Source organism: Intestinimonas massiliensis (ex Afouda et al. 2020) (assembly GCF_001244995.1).
GTDB lineage: Bacteria > Bacillota > Clostridia > Oscillospirales > Oscillospiraceae > Intestinimonas > Intestinimonas massiliensis.
Genome location: NZ_LN869529.1, coordinates 2,239,546 through 2,258,608, shown reverse-complemented (window position 1 = coordinate 2,258,608; position 19,063 = coordinate 2,239,546). Strand labels below are relative to the sequence as shown.

Here is a 19,063-nt window from a genome sequence, read left to right as displayed (position 1 = left end):
CCGGGCCCGATATGGGCACTCAGGATCCCAGTGCGTCCAGAGCCTTCTGGGCGGCGTCATAGTCGGCGCACACCACCAGCAGCACGGTGTTCCCCGCCTGCTCGGTCAGAGCCTTCTCCAGCTTGGGGAGGTCCTCCGGCTTGTACTGGGTCTCGGCCTCGCTCTCCCGCCGGTCGGATACATGGGCCTGGACGGCCCCCAGCGCGGCCGCGGCGGCCTCCGCATCGGCCATCCGCAGCACCGCCAGCTCCTCGTAGCCCCCCTCCAGGGAGGTATAGACCACGGCCTCCTCCGGCTCGGAAGACAGGCCCAGATAGGACCCCGCCAGGTCGGCGTCCAGGACCTCCAGCTCCTGGTCAAAGACCTTGGCGTCCAGCAGAGCCTGGGCCGCGGCGGCGGGGTCGTAGGCCTTGGCCCCCTCCGTCGGGCCCCCGCAGCCGGTCAGCAGCGCGGCGCACAGCGCCAGCAGGCAGACCCTTGTTCTCGTTCTCATGGCAAACAGCTCCTTTCAGGACACCGGGTCCGACAGGCTCCCCCAATAGGTCTGCGCATCCACGGTGTGGGTGCGCAGGTAGGCGTACCACTTTTGATACCACTCCCTGCGGAAGTGGACCCCGTCGGTGGTGCCCTCGGCGGGGAGCACGCCGTCCTCCCCCGCCAGGGCGGAGGCCAGGTCCAGGTAGACTACCTGCTTCTCCTCAGCCAGTTGCCGGAGCAGGGTGTTGTACTCGGTGATCTTGGCGTTGGTGACGTAGGCCCGGCCATCGTATTTCTTGGCCACCTCTTCGTTGACCGGAATGATGGCCTGGAGGTAGAGCACGGCGTCGGGCTGGAGCTGGCGGATCTGGTCGAGGAACTGGCCGTAGGTGTCGTAGAACGCCTGGTCGTCGCCGTAGCCCAGCTCGTTGACGCCGAACATGACGTACACCTTGGCGTACGTGTTCTGCTCCAGCAGCTCCAGCACGGCGTGCTTTTGTCCGTCGGCCCCCTTGATACACTTGTTTTCCCGATCGGCGGCCTCAAAGACCATCAGGCCGTTGTGATAGATCACGCCGCCGGGGCGGATGCCGCTGTACAGCCGCAGCCCGTCGGTGCGGGAGTCGCCCAGAAAGACGGCGTCGGAGAAGTAGTCCTCCTCCGCCTCGCCGCCCTCCGGCGCCGGCTGGGAAAAATCGTAGAGGGGCGCGGCGGAGACGGTCTCCTCCGGAGGCTCGGTGGGGCGCGGCGGCTCCGACGCAGGCGGCGTCTCCGGCGCGGGCGGAGGGGCCGGAACAGGTCCGGCGACCGACTGCCGCGCGCTGGCAACGGCCCACAGGCACAGGACTGCGGCCAGGCCGCAGCATAACAGCAGGACCGGCCACAGCCGCCTGCCCTTGGGTGGATGTTGTTTGATCTCTGGTTTCTGGTCCAGGCCGGTAGGCATGGGCCCCGCCCCCTTTCGGTATTCTAGGTCTTAGACGCCCCGGTCCAGGATAAAGTTTTCGATCTGGTCGAAATTTGCCGCAATCAGCACCGGGGACAAATCGGGGCGGGCGGGGCGGCCCTTGGGGTTATACCAGACGGCGTCCAGGCCGGCGTTCTTGGCCCCCAGGATGTCGGAGCCCGGGGTGTCGCCCACCACCACGGCGCGGCCCGGGTCGGAAATGCCCATATCGTGGAGCACGGCGTCGAAAAACTCCCGCCGGGGCTTGTGGAATCCAATGTCCTCCGAAATAAAAAGGTGAGAAATGCAGTCCTGAATCGGACTGCGGGCAAAGCGGCCCCGCTGGGCAGAAGAGACGCCGTTGGTGATGATGGCCAGGGTGCAGCGGGTGGCCAGGGCCCGGCACAGCGCCTCCGCCCCCGGGAGCAGGTCGCCCTGCTCTCCCAGGCGGGAGAGGTAATACCGGTTGAGCTCCGCAGGGTCGCCCGCCCGGCCCACGGCCCGCAGGAAGGAGGAAAATCGCTCCACCACCAGCTCCCCCTGGGAGATCTCTCCGCGGTCGAATTTGGACCAAAGAGCGGTGTTGATGTCGATATAGGTCTGCTCGGCCTCCGGCGTAAAGGGAATGCCGTGGCCGGCCAGGGTGAGACCCAGGGCCTTGTGCTCGGCCAGATCGAAGTCAAACAGGGTGTTGTCGGCGTCCAGCAAAACGTAGTCGTAACGGGGCATATGGGGACCTCACTTTATCTCACAGGTTGGACCGCCGCCGGCGGCGCAGGGCGGAGTACATCCGGACCAGGGAGGACACCATCAGGATGCCTACCGCCAGGGCTCCGGCCACCCCCAGGGTGTGGGCGCCGGTGGAGAGAAACAGGCTGCTCTCCCCGTTGAGGGCGTGCTCCATGGTACTGTAGATGCCGCCGCCGGGGACCAGGGGCAGGAAGGCCACCAGCAGGTAGCCGGTCACCGGGCACTTGCGTACCCGGGCCATCCCCTCGGAATAGGCGGAGAGAAATACAGCCGCCCAGAAGGACTGGAGCAGATCGCTGTAGCCCGTCAGCGGGCCCACCAGCAGATAGACCAGCCAGGACAGCCCCCCGCCGATGGAGCAGATGACCATGCCGGGGGCCCGGATGTTGAAGATGATGCAGAAGCCCAGACAGGCGGCAAAGGCCGACAGGCAGGGGACCAGGTAGTCGGAAAGGCCCATCTACACCACCCCCCAGATCAGACGGGTCAGGGCCAGGGCCAGGCCGGTGCCCAGGGCGATGCCTGTGGCGGTCAGCAGGGCCTCGGCCAGCTTGATGAGGCCGGAGATCAGGTCCCCGGCAATGATGTCCCGCATAAAGTTGGTGATAACGATGCCGGGAACCAGGGTCATGATGGCGCCGGTGATGATGAGGCTGGCGTGCTGGCCCAGGCCGACCACGGTGAGCGCCACCGCCAGCAGGGCGCAGACAAAGCCGCCGGCGATGGTCTTGAAGAACAGGTTGGTGCCCAGCCGGGCCATGAACAGCAGGCTGGCCCCGATGGCCAGCCCGCACAGGCCGCCGCACAGGGCGTCCCGCAGGGTGCCGCCGAAGAAGAGACAGAAGGCCGCGGCGCCCAGGGCGTAGCCGAAAAGCTGCCCGGCGGTGGGGAACTGGGTGTGGTCGGCCAGGACCCGGTCCAGCCGGACCCAGGCCTCGTCCAGGTCGGGGACCTCCTGGCACAGGCGGCGGCACAGGTCGTTGAGGGCCTCCATGCGGTAGATGTCGGTGCCGTGGCCGGGGATGCGGCGGACCACAGTGAGGGGCCGCTGCCCCGAAGCGCGCAGGCTGACGATCAGACAGTTGGGGATGGCGAATACCTCGCCGGTGTCCACGCCGTAGGCGCCCAGCAGGTAGCGGACGGACTCCTCCACCCGGTAGATCTCCGCCCCGCTCATCATCAGGCGGTAGCCCAGCTCCCCGGTCAGGGTGAGCAGCTTGTCGTAATCCAAAGGGCCCCTGTCCTCCTTCCCGGCGGGTCTGACGTCCGGCGCCAAGCCAAGCCATGATACCGCCTTTTCCGGCGGGATGCAAGCGATTTCCACAGGAAATACCAGGAATCAGCCCTCCGGGTCCTGGCCGCTCATCTGGCGGTGCTCCTCCACCAGCTCCCGGTACAGGTCGCACAGCGGCCAGTCCCGGTTGGTGGCGGTGAGCACCGCCTTATAGGGAAAGCGGACCTGGGCCTGCCGCAGATGCTTCAGCAGGGTGTCCAGCCGGGAGGCGGAAAAGCCGCAGAGCACCAGCATCGGCTGGTCCACCACAGGGCAGGGGTCGGGGGCCTCCCGGGCGGGACAGTCTTTGAGCCCGGCCAGATGTCCCACCGTCTGGTGGAGCTGGTCGGGAGAGACCGGGCGCAGGCGTACCTTCATACGGAAAAAGATTCCCTTTGCTCTCAAAATGGCGGGATCGGCGGGGTCGGGGGCGTAAAAAAGGACCATTTCTGTGTTTTGTGCCATCGTAAGGCTCCTTTCTACAGGCGCGGACGGGCCGCCCGCAGGGGATGGTAATAATAGTAATGTATGAGCGGCCGGGGGTAAAATAGGAGCGCAAGATCAGCCGCCGCGCTCCAGCCGGCAGACCGTCTCCACGTGGGCAGTGCGGGGGAACAGGTCCACCGCGACGGCCTGGACGGGGGCGTAGCCCAGCGGGGCGAAGCGGGCCACGTCCCGGGCCAGGGTGGCCGGGTCGCAGGAAACGTAGATCACACGGTCCGGCGCCATGCCGGCGATGGTCTCCACCACGCCGGCGGCCAGGCCCTTCCGGGGCGGGTCCACACACACCACGTCAGGGCGCAGGCCCTCCCCCGCCAGACGGCGGGCGGCGTCGGCGGCGTCGGCGCAGAAAAATTCCGCGTTCCGGATGCCGTTGCGCCGGGCGTTGGCCTCGGCGTCCGCCACCGCCGCGGGGACGATCTCCGCACCGATGACCCGTCCGGCAGTCCTGGCCATCACCAGCGAGATGGTGCCGATGCCACAGTACAGGTCCAGCACGGTCTCCCGCCCGGTGAGCGCGGCAAACTCCGCCGCCTTGGCGTACAGCACCTCCGTCTGGGCCCGGTTCACCTGGTAGAAGGAGGGCACGGAGATGCGGAAGGTCAGGCCGCACAGGGTGTCTTCCAGCCAGTCCCGGCCCCAGAGGGTGATCTGCCGCCTCCCCAGGACCACGTTGGTCCTGTCCCGATTCACCGAGAGCACCACTCCCGTAAGGCCGGGGGCGGCCCGGCGCAGCCGGTCCACCAGTCCGTCGGGGTCGGGGACGGCCTCCCCGTTTACCACCAGGCAGCACAGGACGCCCGAGGCGGCGAAGCGGAGAAAGAGGTGGCGCACCAGCCCCGAGTGGGCGGCCTCGTCGTAGGCGGGAACGCCGGAGTCGGCCATCCAGGCCCGCACGGCCGCCGCGATGGCCGCCGCCTCCGGCGGCTGGAGCAGGCAGTCCTCCACGTCCACCACATCGTGACTCCGGGCGCGGTAAAAGCCGATGCGGGGGCCCTCCTTCCCGGCGGAGATGGGAAACTGCACCTTGTTGCGATAACGTTGAGTAGAATCGGCCCCTAAAATTACGGGAATGGGGAGATCGACGCCCCCAATGCGCTGGAGGGCGTCGGCCACCTTCTGCCGCTTGGCCTCCAGCTCGGCGGCGTAATCCGCGTGCCGGAACTGGCAGCCGCCGCACCGAGGATAGCTGCCGCAGTCGGGAGCCCGGCGGGCGGAGGAGGGCGCGCACACCTGCTGCATCCGGCCCCAGGCGGCGGTTTTGCCCACCTTCAGGAGCTGCACCTGGCAGGTCTCGCCGGGGAGCGCCCCCGCCACAAAGACCACCATGCCCCCGGGCAGGTGGGCCACGCCCTCCCCGGCGGAGCCGAAGCGCTCGATATCCAGGCGGACGACGTCATTTTTTCGAAACGGTTCCATAGGTGCCTCCAGGGTCTGTCAGCGGACCGTCAGGTCGGACAGGTCGGTATAGGGAATGGTAAATTCGGGGATGCCCGCCGCGTGAGGGGCGATGGCCTCCGACTGGTAATAGAACACAAAGCCCTCGTCGGTAAGGTAGAAGTTGTCCTCATGGAAGAGCCTGTCCACATCGGCGGAGCGGTAGCCCTCCAGGGGGTCGGTGACGGCGTGGATGGCCTTCAGGACCCGGGCGCGGGCCTCCTCCGGGTCGGAGAAGAAGTCGGAAAAGTGGAGCCGGGCCCCGTCGTACCGATTGAACTGCTCGGAGAGCTGGAGGACGGTGGGGTAGGCCGCGCCGAAGTTGGAATAGTAGGAGCGGACAAAGCTGACCACGCTGTCGTTCTGGTAGGTGACGGTGTAGGAGGCCTCCTCGGCGTAGGGGCTGAAGTCGTAGTTGGAGGCTTGGGCGATGTCGTAGTCGCCCTCGGCAAAGCCGGCAGTGTCCTCAGCCTGCTCCAGATAGGCTTCCCCCTGCCCCTTGAAATACTCGGTGATGATGGCCCAGGCCGGATCGTTCTCCGGGTGCTCGGCGGCGGGCAGCACATACCGGGCGGTCATGAGCTGGACGCCGTCTTCCGTGGTCCAGGTCTTTTGAAACACCTGATCGGTCCAGGTCAGCTCCCCAGGCGTGGGGGCGGGCAGGCTCTCGGAAGGGGTGGGGGACGGCGTGGGCGTGGGGGCAGGCGTGGATTCCGCCGGGGCGGGCGAGCAGGCACACAGGACCAGGGTCAGAGCCAGAACGGCGGGAAGGATTCGGATACGCATGGGAGACCTCCTTCGAAAAAGGCGGATTTATGTCAAACGGTTCTGCTCTATTTTAACATCCCAAGCCGGCGCCGTAAACCGGGAAATTGGAATTGAGACCGTTTTGTCACCATTGGGGCGGAGGACAAAAAGGACCGGCCCCCAAAGGGCCGGTCCCGCTGAGAGCCGGACGGACTTACAGGACGACGTTGGCCGGCTCGCCGGCCAGCCACTGCCGGATGTTGTCAAAGACGATCCGGCAGCGGGCCTCCATGGACTCGGCGGAGGCGAAGGCCACATGGGGGGTGACGATGGTGTTCTTGCTGTGGAGCAGGGGATGAGCGGTATCCAGCGGAGGCTCGGCCTCGAACACGTCGATGCCCGCGCCCGCCAGGTAGCCGCTGTTCAGCGCGTCGGCCAGGGCCTGGGAGTCCACCACCGGGCCGCGGGCGGCGTTGATGACATAGGCCCCCCGCTTCATCTTGGCGATGTTCTCCCGGCCGATGAGGCCCCGGGAGTCGTCGTTCAGAGGGCAGTGGAGCGAGACGATGTCCGACTGGGCCAGCAGCTCATCCAGGGAGACGAAGGAGACAAAGGCGGGCTCGTCCCCCCTCACATGGCGCTTATAGCCCAGCACCCGGCACCCGAAGGCATGGCACAGCTCGGCGGTCCGGAGGCCGATGGCTCCGACACCCACGATGCCCACCGTCTTGCCCCGGAGCTCCACCCCCACCAGGCCGTCCTTGGTCTGGCCGGAGCGGCAGCGGGACTCCACCTGAGGCACGTTGCGCAGCAGGGAGAGCATCAGGCCCAGACTCAGCTCGGCCACCGCCTCCGTTGAGTAGCCCGCCGCGTTGGAGACCCGGACCCCTTTGGCCCGGGCGGCCTCCAGGTCCACGTGGTCCACGCCGGTAAAGGCCACGTCGATGTACTTCAGGTTGGGGCAGGCGGCGATGACCTCCCCCCTCAGGGGCATGTTGGCGATCATGATGACGTCGGCGTCCCCGGCGCGGGCGATCTGCACCTGGGGATCGGTGTCCCTGGGATAGGCGACGAAGGTGTGCCCCGCGTCGGTCAGGGGCTTGGCGCAGGCGTTCAGGACCTCTTCCGGAACGCCCAGGGATTCCAGCAGGACGATTTTCATAGGGGAACGGCCTCCTTGTTGATGTTTGTCCGTCAGGGCTGTTTTCTATGCTCCAATTATAGCACGGCCCGCGGGGAAAGCAAGCCGTCCGCCGCTTTTTTGAGCGGCTCTGCGGGGGCGGGAAAGCCCGTATTTGTTCACAATTTCCCCTTTTTTATTCGCACCCGTTGTGATATAATACCACCTACCTGTGGAATGCTCAAAAACGGGCCGGGCCCGTGTGGAAATAAGAAAGGTGTACGATCAGATATGGGTCTTTTGAAGAAGCTCTTTGGGACCAGCTCGCAGAGGGAGCTGAAATCCATCTATCCCATTGTGGACAAGGTAGAGGCGCTGGAGCAGGAATACGCTGCCCTCACCGACGCCCAGCTCCAGGCCAAGACCGCGGAATTCAAGGCGCGCTACGCCGGCGGCGAGACGCTGGATGACCTGCTGCCCGAGGCCTTCGCCACCTGCCGGGAGGCCGCCTGGCGGGTGCTGGGCATGAAGCCCTACCGGGTGCAGCTCGTCGGCGGCGTGGTCCTCCACCAGGGCCGCATCGCCGAGATGAAGACCGGCGAGGGCAAGACCCTGGTGGCCACCCTCCCGGCCTATCTCAACGCCCTCACCGGGCAGGGCGTCCACATCGTCACGGTCAACGACTACCTGGCCAAGCGCGACTCCGAGTGGATGGGCAAGGTGTATAAGTTCCTGGGCCTCACCGTGGGCCTGGTCATCCACGGCGTCACCGGCGCGGAGAAGCACGCCGCCTACGACGCCGACATCACCTACGGCACCAACAACGAGTTCGGCTTCGATTACCTGCGGGACAACATGGCCATCTATAAGACCGAGATGGTCCAGCGCAGCCACGCCTTCGCCATCGTGGACGAGGTGGACTCCATCCTCATCGACGAGGCCCGCACCCCCCTCATCATCTCCGGCCAGGGAGAGGAATCCACCCAGCTTTACACCATCGTGGACTCCTTTGTGGCCCGTCTGACGGGCAAGAAGGTGGCCAGCGTGGACGAAAAGCAGGAGGAGGACCCCAACGAGACCGCCGACTACATCGTGGACGAGAAGGCCCGCACCGTCACCCTCACCGCCCGGGGCGTGGCCAAGGCCGAGCAGCAGTTCGGCCTGGAGAACCTGGCCGACCCGGAAAACACCACCCTCAGCCACCACATCAACCAGGCCATCCGGGCCCGGGGCCTTATGAAGCGGGACATCGACTACGTGGTCAAGGACGGCGAGGTCATCATTGTGGACGAGTTCACCGGCCGCCTCATGTTCGGCCGGCGCTACTCCGAGGGCCTGCACCAGGCCATCGAGGCCAAGGAGCACGTCACCGTGGCCCGGGAATCCAAGACCCTGGCCACCATCACCTTCCAAAACTACTTCCGGCTGTATGACAAGCTCTCCGGCATGACGGGCACCGCCATGACCGAGGAGGAGGAGTTCGGCCACACCTATAATCTGGACATCGTGGAGATCCCCACCAACAAGCCCCTGGCCCGGGAGGATCACCCCGACGTGGTCTACAAGAACGAGGCGGGCAAGTACCGGGCCATCATCCGGCAGATCGAGGAGTGCCACGCCAAGGGCCAGCCCGTACTGGTGGGCACCATCTCCATCGAGAAGTCCGAGCTGCTGTCCAAGCTGCTCCAGAAAAAGGGCATACGCCACAATGTCCTCAACGCCAAGAACCACGAGAAGGAGGCCGAGATCGTGGCCCAGGCGGGCAAGCTGGGGGCCGTCACGGTGGCCACCAACATGGCCGGCCGCGGCACCGACATCATGCTGGGCGGCAACGCCGAGTATCTGGCCAAGGCCGAGCTGCGCAAGGCGGGCATGAGCGACGAGCTCATCGCCGAGGCCACCGGCTTTGCCGATACCCAGGACCAGGAGGTCCTGGACGCCCGGAAGCGCTATACCGAGGCCGAGAGCAAGTACAAAAACGACATCCAGTCCGAGGCCGACCAGGTGCGGCAGGCCGGGGGCCTGTTCATCCTGGGCACCGAGCGCCACGAGTCCCGCCGCATCGACAACCAGCTCCGCGGCCGCGCCGGCCGGCAGGGCGATCCCGGCGAGAGCCGGTTCTTCCTCTCCCTGGAGGACGACATCATGCGCCTGTTCGGCTCCGAGCGGGTCATGGGCATGATGGAGAACCTGGGCGTGGACGAGGACACCCCCATTGAGCAGAAGATGCTCTCCAACGCCATTGAGACCGCCCAGAAGAAGGTGGAGTCCAAGAACTTCCAGCAGCGCAAGAACGTGCTGGAATACGACGACGTGATGAACACCCAGCGCGAGGTCATCTACAAGCAGCGCCGCCAGGTGCTGGACGGGGAGGACCTTAAGCAGAGCATGCTCACCATGATCCACTCGGTGATCGAAACCGCCGTCCACGGCCACATGGGCGAGCGCAAGCACATGGACGCCGAGTCCTTCCGGGCCGCCGTGGCCCCCTTCCGCGGCGTATTCCTTACCGCTGACGAGCTCAAGCTCACCGACGCTGAGCTCCAGGACAAGGATGCCGAGGCGCTGGTCAGGCTGGTGGAGGACCGGGCCCTGGACCTCTACGGCAAGAAGGAGCAGGCCCTGGGCGCCCCCCTCATGCGGGAGCTGGAGCGGGTGATGATGCTCCGGGTGGTGGACGAGTACTGGATGGACCACCTGGACAACATGACCGAGCTGCGCCAGGGCATCGGCCTGCGGGCTTACGGCCAGAACGACCCCGTGGTGGAGTACAAGCGCGAGGGCTATGAGATGTTCGAGGACATGGTGGCCGCCATCCAGGAGGAGACGGTGCGCCGGGTCTTTGTGGTCCGGGTCCAGGCCAACAAGGTGGAGCGCAAGCGGGTGGCCAAGGTCACCGGCGAGTCCGGCGGCGGCGACGGCACCGTGAAGAAGCAGCCGGTCAAGAAGGTCGTCAAGATCGGCCGCAACGACCCCTGCCCCTGCGGCAGCGGGCTGAAGTGGAAGAAGTGTACCTGTAAGGAGTACCATTCCGAGGATATGCAGTAAAAACAAAGATACGGGTCCCCGCGCGCCGTGGGGACCCGTATTCTCCTGCTAGAGGGGTATGTATGAGCTTTGCTGAGACCACGAAAAACGGAGTGACCGTTACCTATTCCCAGGGCATCGCCGGGGCCGGCGGGGCAGTCCATGCCTTTTCCACCCGGCTGGGCGGGGTGTCCACCGGCATCTATGCCAGCCTGAACCTGGGCTCCACCCGGGGGGACGACCCGGACTGTGTCCGGGAAAATTACCGGCGGTTCTTCCAGGCCGCAGGGGCGGACCTGACCCAGGTGGCCATGTCCAACCAGGTCCACGGAGACGTGGTGCGCCCGGTCACCTCCGCCGACCGGAAGCGGGACCTCTATGACCCGGAGGGGTATGAGGCGGACGGCCTGGTCACCGACCTGCCGGGGGTGTCCCTGGTAATCTTCGGGGCCGACTGCCTGCCCATCCTGCTCTACGACCCGGTGCGCCGGGTGGCGGCGGCCTGCCACGCGGGCTGGCGGGGCACCGCGTTGGGCATCGCCCAGCGGGCGGTGGAAAAGATGGGCTTTTACGGCTCCCGACCGGAGGACATCCGGGCCGCCATCGGTCCCGGCATCGCCAAGTGCTGCTTCGAGACCCACGAGGATGTGCCCAACGCTATGACCAAGGCCCTGGGCGTATGCGCTACCCCCTACATCGAGCCCATCGAGGGGGGCAGGTTCAAGGTGGATCTGAAGGGCCTCAACGCCATGCGGCTCAAGCGGGCGGGACTGCTGGAGGAGCACATCGACATCTCTCCCGACTGCACCGCCTGCCACCCGGAGAAATACTGGTCCCACCGGGCCACCCAGGGCCGGCGGGGCAGCCAGGCCGCGGTCATCCAACTGCTGTGAGGCCGGCCATGGGAACGCGGCTGACGGCTCTGCTGCTGGCGGGGGCCCTGATCCTGGCTCTAAGCGCCTGCGCCCCGGCGGGGGAGGTCCTTCCGCCGGAGACCACCCCCACCCCAACCCAGACGGCCCGGCCGGAGCCGGCGCGGGCCTTTACTCTGCCCCGTTCGGAGGGGACCCTCCACCCCATCCTCAGCCAGGACGCCGCCAACGTGGCCCTGGCCGGCCTGGTGTGGGAGGGGCTGTTTGCCCTGGACGGCAGCTTCGAGCCCCAGCCGGTGCTGTGCCAGGGCTACACCGTCAGCGAGGACGGCCTCACCTGGACCTTTACCCTCCGCTCTGGCGTCACCTTTTCCGACGGCAGTCCCCTGACTGCTGACGAGGCGGCGGCCTCCCTGCGGCTGGCCATGGGGGAGAGCTCCCGGTTCTCCGGCCGGATGGGGGGCGTCTGGAGCGTGACCAGCCAGGACGGCGCGGTGGTGGTCACCCTCAACCGACCCAACGGGGCCCTGCCCGCCCTGCTGGACATCCCCATCGTCAAGGGGGAGAGCGAGGAGCCGCTGGGCACCGGGCCCTATGTGGTGGAGGGCTGGGGGGAGGACTCCCGGCTGACCGCCCGGTCGGACTGGTGGCAGAACAAGCCCCTGCCCGTCCAGACCATCCCGCTGTATACGGTGCCCGAGCCGGACGACCTGATCTACGCCTTCGATGCCGGGGACATCTCCCTGGTGTCCACCGACCTTACCGGCACCAACGCCCTGGGCTTCGGCGGCGATTACGAGACCTGGGACTATCCCACCTCCACCATGCTGTATGTGGGCTTCAACTGCAATGCGGGCGCCTGCCGGGACCCGGCGGTGCGGCAGGCCCTGTCCCGGGGCCTGGACCGGAACAGCGTGGCCCCCGCCCTCTACGCCCGCCACGCCGTGGCCTCCGCCCTGCCGGTCCACCCGGCCGCCGCCTGCTACGATGAGACGGCCGCCGCCGCCTTGGATTATGCCCCCCAGGCCCTGGCCGACGGCCTGACGGCGGCGGGCTGGTCCAAGGGCGAGGACGGTCTGTGGGCCAGGGGCCGGGAGCGCCTGTCTCTCACCTTCGTGGTCAGCACCGATAACACCTTTCGCCTGACGGCGGCGGAGTACCTGGCCGGGGAGCTGACCCGGGCCGGGATCGGGGTGGAGCTGCAGAAGCTCAGTTGGACCGACTACCAGAAGGCGCTGGCCCAGGGGGACTTCGACCTCTACCTGGGGGCGGTGACCCTCAGCGCCGACTTTGACCCCACGCCCCTGCTCAGCGGGGCGCTGAACTACGGGAGGTACTGGAACGCCGACACCAACGCCCTGACGGACGCCTACCGGGCGGCCGCCGGCACGGCCCGGGAGACGGCGGCCGCCGCCTTGTGGGCCCGGCTGGCCCAGGAGGCCCCCTTTGCCGTGCTGTGCTTCCAGAACCAGTCGGTGCTGACCCAGTGGGGCATGGTCTCCGGCCTGACCCCCACCCAGCAGAACCCCTTTTACGGCTTTGCACACTGGAGCGTCGGCTCCGGAGGATAAACCACCCAGAGACAGAGACAACGAGGAGAGATGGTTATGGTATTCCGCTGCTTTGTGGAAAAAAAGCCCGGATTTGACGGTGCGGCCCGGGCCCTGTGCCGGGAGCTGACCGAACAGTTGGGCGTGCGGGGCTTGGAGCGGGTCCGGGTCCTGAACCGCTATGATGTGGAGGGCGTCGATGCCGCCGTCTACGCCGCCGCCCGGACCGCCGTGTTTTCCGAGCCTCAGGTGGACGCGATCTGGGACGAGACCATGCCCCCGGTGGAGGGGCCCCACGCCCTGACGGCGGTGGAGGCGCTGCCCGGACAGTACGACCAGCGGGCGGACTCGGCGGCCCAGTGCATCCAGCTCATGACCGGCGGGGACCGGCCGGCGGTGGCCGCCGCCGCCGTGTACGTCCTGCTGGGGCAGGTGCCGGACGCCGACCTGGAGAAGGTGAAGAAGTACCTCATCAACCCGGTGGAGAGCCGGGAAGCCTCTCTGGATAAGCCGGCCACCCTGACCCAGATCTATCCCGTGCCCGGCGACGTGCCGGTGCTGGAGGGCTTCCGCGCCCGGACGGAGGAGGCGCTGGGGGAGATTCTGGAGCAATACGGCCTGGCCATGGACCGAAATGATCTGAAATTTTTCCAGGACTATATGCGGGACGAAGAGGGCCGGGACCCCACCGTCACCGAGCTGCGGCTGGTGGACACCTACTGGTCCGACCACTGCCGCCACACCACCTTCGCCACCCACCTGGACCGGGTGGAGATCGAAGCCCCTGCCGTCCGGGCCGCCTATGAGCGGTATCTGGCCGCCCGGGTGGAGGTCTACGGCCCCGAGAAGGCCGCCCGGCGGCCCCAGACCCTGATGGACCTGGCCACCATCGGCACCAAGACCCTGAAAAAGCGGGGCCTGCTCCCCGAGCTGGACGAAAGCGAGGAGATCAACGCCTGCTCCATCCATGTCCCCGCTGTGGTGGACGGTCAGGAGCAGGACTGGCTGCTGATGTTCAAGAACGAGACCCACAACCACCCCACCGAGATCGAGCCCTTCGGCGGCGCGGCCACCTGCATCGGCGGCTGCATCCGGGACCCCCTGTCCGGCCGGGTGTACGTCCACCAGGCCATGCGCGTCACCGGCGGCGGCGATCCCCGGGTCCCCATGGACCAGACGCTGGAGGGCAAGCTGCCCCAGCGCAAGATCGCCCAGACCGCCGCCGCGGGCTACTCCTCCTACGGCAACCAGATTGGCCTGGCCACCGGCCATGTGGCCGAAGTCTACCACCCCGGCTATGTGGCCAAGCGCCTGGAGTGCGGCGCCGTGGTGGGGGCCGCTCCCGCCGACCACGTGGTGCGGGAGGAGCCCGCCCCCGGCGACGTGGTCATCCTTCTGGGCGGCCGCACCGGCCGGGACGGCATCGGGGGAGCCACCGGCTCCTCCAAGAGCCATGACCGGAAGAGCCTGGACACCATGGCCTCCGAGGTGCAGAAGGGCAACGCCCCCGAGGAGCGGAAGATCCAGCGGCTGTTCCGCCGGGGCGACGTGACCCGCCTCATCAAGCGGTGCAACGACTTCGGCGCGGGCGGCGTGTCCGTGGCCATCGGCGAGCTGGCCGACGGCCTGTCCATCGACCTGGACGCCGTGCACAAGAAATACGACGGCCTGGACGGCACCGAGCTGGCCATCTCCGAGTCCCAGGAGCGCATGGCGGTGGTGGTGGCCGCGGCCGACGCCGACCGCTTCATCGCCGCCGCCCAGGCGGAGAACCTGGAGGCCTATCCGGTGGCGGTGGTCACTGAGAACCCCCGGATGGTGATGCGCTGGCGGGGGAAGGTGGTGGCCGACCTGTCCCGGGCCTTCCTGAGCTCCAACGGCGCGGTGAAGCACGCCCAGGTGGCCGTGGCGAAGCCGGACCCCGCCGCCGGGGCGCGGAACCGCTGCCGGAGCCTGCGGGAGCTGGCCGGAAGTCTGGAGTGCGCTTCCCGCCGGGGCCTGACCGAGCGGTTTGACGGCTCCATCGGCGCGGGCAGCGTGCTGATGCCCTTCGGCGGCAGAAGTCAGCGGACCCCCGCCCAGGCCATGGCCGCCCTCTTCCCCGTGGAGCCGGGCAGGGAGACCGAGCAGGCCAGCGTGATGGCCTGGGCCTTTGACCCGGACCAGATGTGCGCCGACCCCTACGCCGGGGCTCACAGCGCGGTCTATACCTCGGTGGCCAAGCTGGTGGCCGCGGGCGCCGACTACCGAAAAGCCTATCTCTCCCTCCAGGAATTCTTTGAAAAGCTGCGGGACGAGCCGGCGCGGTGGGGCAAGCCCTTCGCCGCCCTGCTGGGGGCCCTGGACGCCCAGTTGGAGCTGGGGGCCGCCGCCATCGGCGGTAAGGACTCCATGTCCGGGTCCTTCCTGGACCTGGATGTGCCCCCCACCCTCATCTCCTTTGCCATCGCTCCCGTCAAGGCCGGCGAAGTCCTTTCCCCCGAGTTTAAAGAGGCGGGACACGGGGTCTACATCTTCGGCTCCGGTGAGCCTAACGCCTGCAAGGCATCCTGGGCGTATTTCCACGAGCTGTGCCACCATGGCCGCGTCAAGGCCGCCTGGGCGGTGGAGCACGGCCTGGCGGAGGCTGTGATGAAGATGTCCTTTGGCAACGGCGTGGGTTTTGCCGCCGAGGACCCCGCAAAGGCGCCCATATGGTACGTCCCCATGCCCGGCGTCATTGTGGCCGAGGTGGAGGGAGAGCCGGACAGCGCCCAGTGCACGAGGATCGGTGCCACCATGGCCGAGCCCGTCGTCACCATCGGCGGCGACTCCGCCCCCATCGACGCGCTGCTGACCCTGAACGAGGGGGTGCTGGAGGAGGTCTACCCCACCCGGACCGGGGCCAAGGGGGCGGTGGAGGCCATCTCTTGGGACCGGCGGTCCCCCGCCGTGTGCAAATCCAGGATCGCCCGGCCCAAGGCGGTGATCCCCGTGTTCCCGGGTACCAACTGCGAGTACGACACCGCCCAGGCCTGTCTGCGGGCGGGCATGGAGCCGGAGATCGTGGTGGTGCGCAACCTGACGGGCGACCTGCTGGCCCAGTCGGCCCAGGCGCTGGAGACCGCCATCCGGTCGGCCCAGCTCGTGGTGCTGCCCGGCGGCTTCTCCGGCGGCGACGAGCCCGACGGCTCGGCCAAGTTCATCTGCTCCTTCTTCCGCAACCCCCGGCTTACCGACGCTGTCCACGACCTGCTCAAAAACCGCGACGGCCTGATGCTGGGCATCTGCAACGGCTTCCAGGCCCTGGTCAAGCTGGGCCTGGCGCCCTACGGCGAGATCCGGCCCATGGAGGAGTCCTGTCCCACCCTGACCTTCAACGACATCGGCCGCCACCAGAGCCGCTATGTCACCACCCGGGTGGCCTCGGTCAACTCCCCCTGGATGCTGAAAAGCCAGGTGGGCGATCTCCACGCCATTCCCATCTCCCACGGCGAGGGCAAGTTCGTCTGTCCCGGCGACCTCCTGCGGGAGCTCATTGCCCACGGCCAGGTGGCCACCCAGTATGTGGACGCCCAAGGGCAGCCCTCTATGGACATCGACGCCAACCCTAACGGCTCTGTGGGGGCCGTCGAGGGCATCTTTTCCCCGGATGGCCGGGTCTTCGGCAAGATGGGCCACTCCGAGCGGCGGGGGGATTTTGTGGCAAAAAACATCCCCGGCGATAAGTTCCAGCCCATCTTCGAGTCTGGCGCGGCGTATTTCCAATAAGCCCGTAAAGCGGGGCGCGGAGGTCCGGCGGTCGGACCTCCGCGCTTTTTATCCTTTTTTAATCTTTCCTTCAGGAGGGTTTTAAATGGCCGTAGTAGGATAGGGATAACCAAAAGAGGAGGTACACGATATGCTGACCCTGACGTTTTTTGCCTTTGCCCTGCTGGTGGGGGCGGTCTGCCTGGTGCTCGCCCTGGTGGCCGGCGTGATCCTGACGGTGATCGGCCTGCCCCTGGCCCTGCTGTTCGGCTTTTTGCCCTGGCTGCTGAAGATCGCCGGCGTAGTCCTGCTTATCAAGGGCCTGCTGGACCAGCCCTTCCGCTGGGAGAACCTGCTGCCCGCGGTGGGGGCATTCCTGCTGGCCGCCCTGATCGGCTGGATCTTCTGATTTCTTATCTTTTTCTTATCTTTTGCCCGGCTGCTTGACTTCACCCTTCCCATCTGGGTATAATCCGGGTGGAAAGGGTGAACGCATATGGACGCCAACATTCTGGTCGTGGACGACGAGCCGGAGATTGCCGATCTGGTGGAGGTCTATCTGAAAAGCGAGGGCTTTACCGTCTTTACCTGTGGCACGGCGGCGGAGGCCCTGACCTGTGTGCGGGACAACCGGCTGGACCTGGCCATTCTGGACGTAATGCTGCCGGACATGTCGGGCTTCACCCTGTGCGGGGAGATCCGCCGGGAGCACCGCTTTCCGGTGCTCATGCTCACCGCCAAGGTGGGGGACATGGACAAGATCATGGGACTGACCATCGGCGCAGACGACTATATCACCAAGCCCTTCAATCCCCTGGAGCTGGTGGCCCGGGTCAAGGCCCAGCTCCGGCGGTACACCCGCTACAATGGGACGGACAAGGCGGAAAGCGACGTCATCGACTTCAACGGGCTGGTCATTAACCGAGGCACTCACGAGTGCTGGCTCTATGACAAGGAACTGACCCTTACCCCCATCGAGTTCGATATCCTGTGGATGCTGTGTGAGAACCGGGGACAGGTCATCTCGGCCGAGCGGCTGTTTGAGACCGTGTGGGGGGAGAAGTACCTGGACCGGAACAACACCGTTATGGTCCACATCCGCCGCCTGCGGGAGAAGATGGGGGAGCCCAGCCGAAATCCCCGGTTCATCAAAACCGTATGGGGTGTGGGGTATAAGGTTGACTGAACGGCTGCCCAAAAACCCGAGAATTTCTCCAGAAAAATGTTGACAAGTCAGGCGAAATCGGGTATACTAACTCTTGCCCTGTTTGGACAGAGCCCATTTGGCGGCATAGCTCAGTTGGCTAGAGCACGCGGTTCATACCCGCGGTGTCCCCGGTTCAAATCCAGGTGCCGCTACCATGCAGCCGATGTGCTGCAGCATGGCCCGTTGGTCAAGTGGTTAAGACACCGCCCTTTCACGGCGGTAACACGAGTTCGAGTCTCGTACGGGTCACCAACCCCATACGGGGAACGACACCAGGGGCAGACATGGAGGCATAGCTCAGCTGGTAGAGCGCTCGCCTCACACGCGAGAGGTCACAGATTCGAGTTCTGTTGTCTCCACCAACAAAAAACACCTGAAATCGAAGATTTCAGGTGTTTTTTGCATGTAGTAAATGCCCCCCCAGGGGGAGACTGGCGTCACCTGGGCCTGCCCCTGGGACGGGGCGGACGGGGCCTGAACGGCGGGCGCACAGGTGGACGGGGCGGGTGCACCACCGGCGGGAAGAGGACGGGCGGCCATATGACGGGCGGAAAGATCACCGGTGGGCGCACCGCCGGTAGGCAGCCATTGGGCGGGCACACGACCGGCGGACCTGCTCCAGGCGGAGGCAAGGTGGGCGGGAATTCATGGGGCGGCATCGCGGCGATCCCCCATGCGTTGATCTGCGGCGGTATGCTGGCGGTCATCACGCCGTCATACCAGATACGAATGGTATCTCCGGGACGAAACCGGGACGCATCCGGTGTGTTGACAAGGACTCTCTGTCGTGCATCCAGGTCCAGTACGAGCAGGCGCCCCCACTGCACTTCAATTACAACAGCCTGCATGATCATGCTCGGCACCTCCTATGGATATATGATAGGATATGTCGGCCGGGGGCGATTGGAGACAGAACCAGGGGCGGCGGGACCAGCCCATATCCCCCCTTCCTGCCCGATGTGGGTGGAAAAACAGGCTGCCGGGCGGCCGTTCGGGTCCGGAACAGAAAAACAGCCCTGCAAAAAGAAAACCGCCCCGGTCAGGGGGCGGTGGTCAGATCGGAGAACTCCGTATGCTTGGCGATCCACTTGGCGGCGACGTGGCAGGTCGCGTTCATGCGCAGTCCAGAGGCGCGGATCTGCTCGGCGGCCTCTGCCAGAATTTGAGATGCCACGCCCTGACCGCGGAGGGAGTCGTCCACAAAGGTATGCGTGATCGTGGCCACGCCGTTTTCAGCCGGGAACGTCACCTCTGCCAGAAGCTTGCCGTCTGCATCAAGCGCAAAAATACGGCCTTTCTCATGCTGGAAATCCATATTGTTCACCTCGGGGCCAGTATAGCAGGTTTTGAGAGAGATGACAAGAATCAGAGAAAATAATTCCGTGCCGACTTTGACTGCGGTTTACAAATCCTTTACAGTTCGTTCA

Annotated in this window: 16 protein-coding genes and 3 tRNA genes; 9 read left to right on the top strand and 10 right to left on the bottom strand. The window is 66.2% G+C overall.

Translation table 11 applies throughout. The features are described from left to right. Positions 1-19: 19 nt before the first annotated feature. The 9 genes from BN2154_RS14805 to BN2154_RS14765 form a co-directional block, all read right to left on the bottom strand. Positions 20-493 carry a DUF4358 domain-containing protein gene (locus BN2154_RS14805; protein WP_050619512.1) on the bottom strand — a complete coding sequence of 158 codons (474 nt, stop codon included), beginning with the start codon at positions 491-493 and terminating at the stop codon, positions 20-22. A 15-nt stretch (positions 494-508) separates the two neighbouring features. Continuing rightward, positions 509-1,423, bottom strand: a complete 915-nt coding sequence (locus BN2154_RS14800) for a GDSL-type esterase/lipase family protein (protein ID WP_050619511.1) — start codon at positions 1,421-1,423, stop codon at positions 509-511. A 30-nt stretch (positions 1,424-1,453) separates the two neighbouring features. Further along, positions 1,454-2,152, bottom strand: coding sequence for a YjjG family noncanonical pyrimidine nucleotidase (locus BN2154_RS14795; protein WP_050619510.1), 699 nt, complete (start codon positions 2,150-2,152; stop codon positions 1,454-1,456). A 19-nt stretch (positions 2,153-2,171) separates the two neighbouring features. Continuing rightward, entirely contained in the window at positions 2,172-2,633 is a 462-nt protein-coding gene (locus tag BN2154_RS14790; protein ID WP_050619509.1) for a threonine/serine exporter family protein, read from the bottom strand. Next, the gene (locus BN2154_RS14785) at positions 2,634-3,404 is read right to left on the bottom strand and encodes a threonine/serine exporter family protein (protein WP_050619508.1); all 771 of its coding nucleotides are present in this window, start codon (positions 3,402-3,404) and stop codon (positions 2,634-2,636) included. It lies immediately after the preceding gene. A 108-nt stretch (positions 3,405-3,512) separates the two neighbouring features. Further along, entirely contained in the window at positions 3,513-3,911 is a 399-nt protein-coding gene (locus BN2154_RS14780) for a DUF3783 domain-containing protein (protein WP_050619507.1), read from the bottom strand. A 96-nt stretch (positions 3,912-4,007) separates the two neighbouring features. Further along, positions 4,008-5,366 (bottom strand): 23S rRNA (uracil(1939)-C(5))-methyltransferase RlmD, encoded by a 1,359-nt coding sequence (rlmD, locus tag BN2154_RS14775; protein WP_050619506.1) that lies wholly within the window; start codon positions 5,364-5,366, stop codon positions 4,008-4,010. 18 nt (positions 5,367-5,384) lie between these two features. Then, positions 5,385-6,170, bottom strand: a complete 786-nt coding sequence (locus BN2154_RS14770) for a DUF3298 and DUF4163 domain-containing protein (protein ID WP_050619505.1) — start codon at positions 6,168-6,170, stop codon at positions 5,385-5,387. Between the two features lie 175 nt (positions 6,171-6,345). Then, positions 6,346-7,293: a 2-hydroxyacid dehydrogenase gene (locus BN2154_RS14765; RefSeq protein ID WP_050619504.1), complete on the bottom strand. Its 948-nt coding sequence runs from the start codon at positions 7,291-7,293 to the stop codon at positions 6,346-6,348. Positions 7,294-7,542: 249 nt separating this feature from the next. Here BN2154_RS14765 and secA point away from each other — a divergent pair, with 249 nt between their 5' ends. The 9 genes from secA to BN2154_RS14720 all read left to right on the top strand — a co-directional run bounded on the left by secA (position 7,543) and on the right by BN2154_RS14720 (position 17,998). Further along, a complete protein-coding gene (secA, locus tag BN2154_RS14760) occupies positions 7,543-10,299 on the top strand; it encodes a preprotein translocase subunit SecA (protein ID WP_050619503.1) in 2,757 nt (918 codons plus the stop codon). A gap of 62 nt (positions 10,300-10,361) precedes the next feature. Then, entirely contained in the window at positions 10,362-11,171 is an 810-nt protein-coding gene (gene pgeF, locus BN2154_RS14755; protein ID WP_050619502.1) for a peptidoglycan editing factor PgeF, read from the top strand. Positions 11,172-11,179: 8 nt separating this feature from the next. Then, the gene (locus BN2154_RS14750) at positions 11,180-12,721 is read left to right on the top strand and encodes an ABC transporter substrate-binding protein (RefSeq protein WP_050619501.1); all 1,542 of its coding nucleotides are present in this window, start codon (positions 11,180-11,182) and stop codon (positions 12,719-12,721) included. Positions 12,722-12,757: 36 nt separating this feature from the next. After that, positions 12,758-16,450 (top strand): phosphoribosylformylglycinamidine synthase, encoded by a 3,693-nt coding sequence (locus tag BN2154_RS14745; protein WP_438819144.1) that lies wholly within the window; start codon positions 12,758-12,760, stop codon positions 16,448-16,450. A 130-nt stretch (positions 16,451-16,580) separates the two neighbouring features. Further along, positions 16,581-16,838 carry a hypothetical protein gene (locus BN2154_RS14740; RefSeq protein WP_050619499.1) on the top strand — a complete coding sequence of 86 codons (258 nt, stop codon included), beginning with the start codon at positions 16,581-16,583 and terminating at the stop codon, positions 16,836-16,838. A gap of 87 nt (positions 16,839-16,925) precedes the next feature. Continuing rightward, the gene (gene vanR, locus BN2154_RS14735) at positions 16,926-17,615 is read left to right on the top strand and encodes a VanR-ABDEGLN family response regulator transcription factor (protein ID WP_050619498.1); all 690 of its coding nucleotides are present in this window, start codon (positions 16,926-16,928) and stop codon (positions 17,613-17,615) included. Positions 17,616-17,714: 99 nt separating this feature from the next. Further along, a tRNA-Met gene (locus tag BN2154_RS14730) sits at positions 17,715-17,791 on the top strand. Between the two features lie 22 nt (positions 17,792-17,813). Further along, positions 17,814-17,888: transfer RNA gene (locus BN2154_RS14725), tRNA-Glu, on the top strand. A gap of 34 nt (positions 17,889-17,922) precedes the next feature. Beyond that, positions 17,923-17,998, top strand: a tRNA-Val gene (locus BN2154_RS14720). A 677-nt stretch (positions 17,999-18,675) separates the two neighbouring features. On the opposite strand, the gene BN2154_RS14715 is transcribed toward BN2154_RS14720, so the two are convergent. Further along, a complete protein-coding gene (locus BN2154_RS14715; protein WP_050619497.1) occupies positions 18,676-18,951 on the bottom strand; it encodes a GNAT family N-acetyltransferase in 276 nt (91 codons plus the stop codon). Positions 18,952-19,063: the final 112 nt, after the last annotated feature.

Bases quoted from the DNA above. Each gene is read 5' to 3' on its own strand.
- BN2154_RS14805 (WP_050619512.1), bottom strand. From the start codon at position 493: ATGAGAACGAGAACAAGGGTCTGCCTGCTGGCGCTGTGCGCCGCGCTG.
- BN2154_RS14800 (WP_050619511.1), bottom strand. From the start codon at position 1,423: ATGCCTACCGGCCTGGACCAGAAACCAGAGATCAAACAACATCCACCC.
- BN2154_RS14795 (WP_050619510.1), bottom strand. From the start codon at position 2,152: ATGCCCCGTTACGACTACGTTTTGCTGGACGCCGACAACACCCTGTTT.
- BN2154_RS14790 (WP_050619509.1), bottom strand. From the start codon at position 2,633: ATGGGCCTTTCCGACTACCTGGTCCCCTGCCTGTCGGCCTTTGCCGCC.
- BN2154_RS14780 (WP_050619507.1), bottom strand. From the start codon at position 3,911: ATGGCACAAAACACAGAAATGGTCCTTTTTTACGCCCCCGACCCCGCC.
- rlmD (WP_050619506.1), bottom strand. From the start codon at position 5,366: ATGGAACCGTTTCGAAAAAATGACGTCGTCCGCCTGGATATCGAGCGC.
- BN2154_RS14770 (WP_050619505.1), bottom strand. From the start codon at position 6,170: ATGCGTATCCGAATCCTTCCCGCCGTTCTGGCTCTGACCCTGGTCCTG.
- BN2154_RS14765 (WP_050619504.1), bottom strand. From the start codon at position 7,293: ATGAAAATCGTCCTGCTGGAATCCCTGGGCGTTCCGGAAGAGGTCCTG.
- secA (WP_050619503.1), top strand. From the start codon at position 7,543: ATGGGTCTTTTGAAGAAGCTCTTTGGGACCAGCTCGCAGAGGGAGCTG.
- pgeF (WP_050619502.1), top strand. From the start codon at position 10,362: ATGAGCTTTGCTGAGACCACGAAAAACGGAGTGACCGTTACCTATTCC.
- BN2154_RS14750 (WP_050619501.1), top strand. From the start codon at position 11,180: ATGGGAACGCGGCTGACGGCTCTGCTGCTGGCGGGGGCCCTGATCCTG.
- BN2154_RS14745 (WP_438819144.1), top strand. From the start codon at position 12,758: ATGGTATTCCGCTGCTTTGTGGAAAAAAAGCCCGGATTTGACGGTGCG.
- BN2154_RS14740 (WP_050619499.1), top strand. From the start codon at position 16,581: ATGCTGACCCTGACGTTTTTTGCCTTTGCCCTGCTGGTGGGGGCGGTC.
- vanR (WP_050619498.1), top strand. From the start codon at position 16,926: ATGGACGCCAACATTCTGGTCGTGGACGACGAGCCGGAGATTGCCGAT.
- BN2154_RS14715 (WP_050619497.1), bottom strand. From the start codon at position 18,951: ATGGATTTCCAGCATGAGAAAGGCCGTATTTTTGCGCTTGATGCAGAC.